The organism is bacterium (genome assembly GCA_036524115.1).
GTDB lineage: Bacteria > JAUVQV01 > JAUVQV01 > JAUVQV01 > DATDCY01 > DATDCY01.
In genome coordinates this window covers 1-2,014 of sequence record DATDCY010000219.1, presented here as the reverse complement: position 1 = coordinate 2,014, position 2,014 = coordinate 1, and the positions used below count along the sequence as shown (strand labels likewise).

General features: G+C 73.1%; 2 protein-coding genes. One reads left to right on the top strand and one right to left on the bottom strand.

Features of this window, described 5'->3' with window-relative positions; genetic code table 11:
• Positions 1–263 precede the first annotated feature (263 nt).
• Positions 264–1,058, top strand: a complete 795-nt coding sequence (mazG, locus tag VI078_10700) for a nucleoside triphosphate pyrophosphohydrolase (GenBank protein ID HEY5999749.1) — start codon at positions 264–266, stop codon at positions 1,056–1,058.
• A gap of 134 nt (positions 1,059–1,192) precedes the next feature.
• On the opposite strand, the gene VI078_10695 is transcribed toward mazG, so the two are convergent.
• The coding region (locus VI078_10695; GenBank protein ID HEY5999748.1) for a HEAT repeat domain-containing protein at positions 1,193–2,014 on the bottom strand (822 nt) is incomplete at its 5' end.

Sequence of the window (2,014 nt, the reverse complement as noted above, 5' to 3'; positions counted from 1 at the left end):
CCGCGGGCGGCTCGGGCCGCGGCACCGCCGGCTTCGCCGGCGCCTCCTCCTGCTTCGGCGGCGCGGCGACCGGCTCGGCCGCCTCCGCCGCAGCCTCCTCGTAACGCTTGCGCCGGTCCGAGACCGTGAAGCCCTTCGACTGTCCTTCTTTTTCGCGCTCGTCGCTCATGCTATGATCCCTCGCGTCATGTCCCTCGATCGGGTTCCCCGGACTCCCGGCTGCGCCGACGTGCGGGGCGCACGGCCCAGAGTATAGCCGAATCGTGGACGAGGTGAAGGGGAGCGCCCCCGACCACGGGTTCGCCGCGCTCGTCGACCTCATGGCGCGGCTGCGCGCCCCCGGCGGCTGCCCCTGGGACCGCAAGCAGACCGCCGAGTCGCTCAAGCCCTACATCATCGAGGAGGCCTACGAGCTCGTCGCGGCCATCGAGCACGGCGATCCGCGCGAGATCTGCGACGAACTCGGGGACCTGCTGCTCCAGGTCGTCTTCCAGGCGCGCGTCGCCGAGGACGCCGGGCAGTTCGCGATCGCGGATGTCGTGCGCGCCATCCACGACAAGCTGGTGCGGCGCCACCCGCACGTCTTCGGCGATGCCACCGCCGCGGACGCCGCCGAGGTGGTCGTCAACTGGGAGCTGATCAAGCAGAAGGAGAAGGCCGGCCGCTCGGTCGTCGAGGGCGTGGACCCGCGGCTGCCGGCGCTCCAGCGCGCCTGGCGGATGCAGAAGAAGGTCGCGAAGGTCGGCTTCGACTGGGAGCGCCCGGAGGGGGCCCTCGAGAAGCTCCACGAGGAACTCGAGGAGTTCCGCGTCGCGCGCGAGCGCGAGACGCCCGAGCGCGCCGAGGAGGAGATGGGGGACGCCCTGTTCGCGCTTGCGAACGTGGCGCGCCTCGCCGGCATCAACCCCGAGGAGGCGCTCAAGAAGGCGTCGGCGAAGTTCGAGCGCCGCTTCCGGGCCGTCGAGGAGGGCCTGCGCGCGCAGGGGATCGACCCGGGGAGCGCCACGCTCGAGCAAATGGAAGCCCTCTGGCAGCAATCAAAGGGCGGACGCCCATAACGGCCCATCTGCGGCGTCGCAGCCCTCCCGACTCACTGCGGCGGGCACCAGCCCGCCTCATTCGCCGGATCGGTCCGCTCCTTGCACCTGGACCCTTCTGAGCGCCCGCCCGGGCATGAGCTGCCCTTCGGAAGCTAGCGGCCGGAGCGCCTGAGGGCGTCCATCGCCTCCTGGGCGGCCTTGCGCACCGTCGAGTCCGAATCCGTCCGCACCCGCGCCTCCAGCTGGGACATCGCGGCGCGGTCGCCGATGCGCGCCAGCGCGGACGCGGCGGTCGCCCGCACGTGCGCCGAGCGGTCGTCCAGCGCCTGCCTGAGCGGGTCGGCGGCATCGCGCGAGCCGATCTGCCCGAGCGCATGGGCGGCGATCCCGCGCACGCTGCTGCTGGCGTCGGCGAGCGTCCGCGACAGGGCGGGCACGGCGCGCCGGTCCTTGAGTCCGCCGAGCGCGTACGCGGCGTAGAGCCGCACCTGCTCGCTGCCGTTGCCGAGCAGTTCGATGAGCGGCTCCACGGCCGCCGGGTCCCCGATCTGGATGAGCGCGGTCGCGGAGGTCGCCCCCGCGTCGCCCTCGCCCCGGATGGCCTCGAGCAGGGGCTGGACCGCCCGGCGGTCCTTGACCTCGCCCATCACCCGCGCGATGCCGTCGCGGATCGCGGGGTCCGGGCCGCGCAGCCGCTCCTCGAGCTGGGGCAGCACCGAGCCGTCGAGCTTGGTCAGCGCGTCCTGCGCGTACCAGCTCGTGCGCTCGTCCTTGAGCGCCGCGATCAGCGCGTCGACGTCGCGGCCGCCGATCTTGTCGAGGATGCGCACGGCCAGCCAGCTGGTCTCCGGGTCGTTGAGCGAGGTGAGCAGCAGCCGGATCGTGATCTTGCCGCCGATGCTCATCAGCCCCACCGCCGCGTAGGTGCGCAGCGCCGGGTCCCGGTCGCGCAGGAGCGACACCAGCGGCTCCTC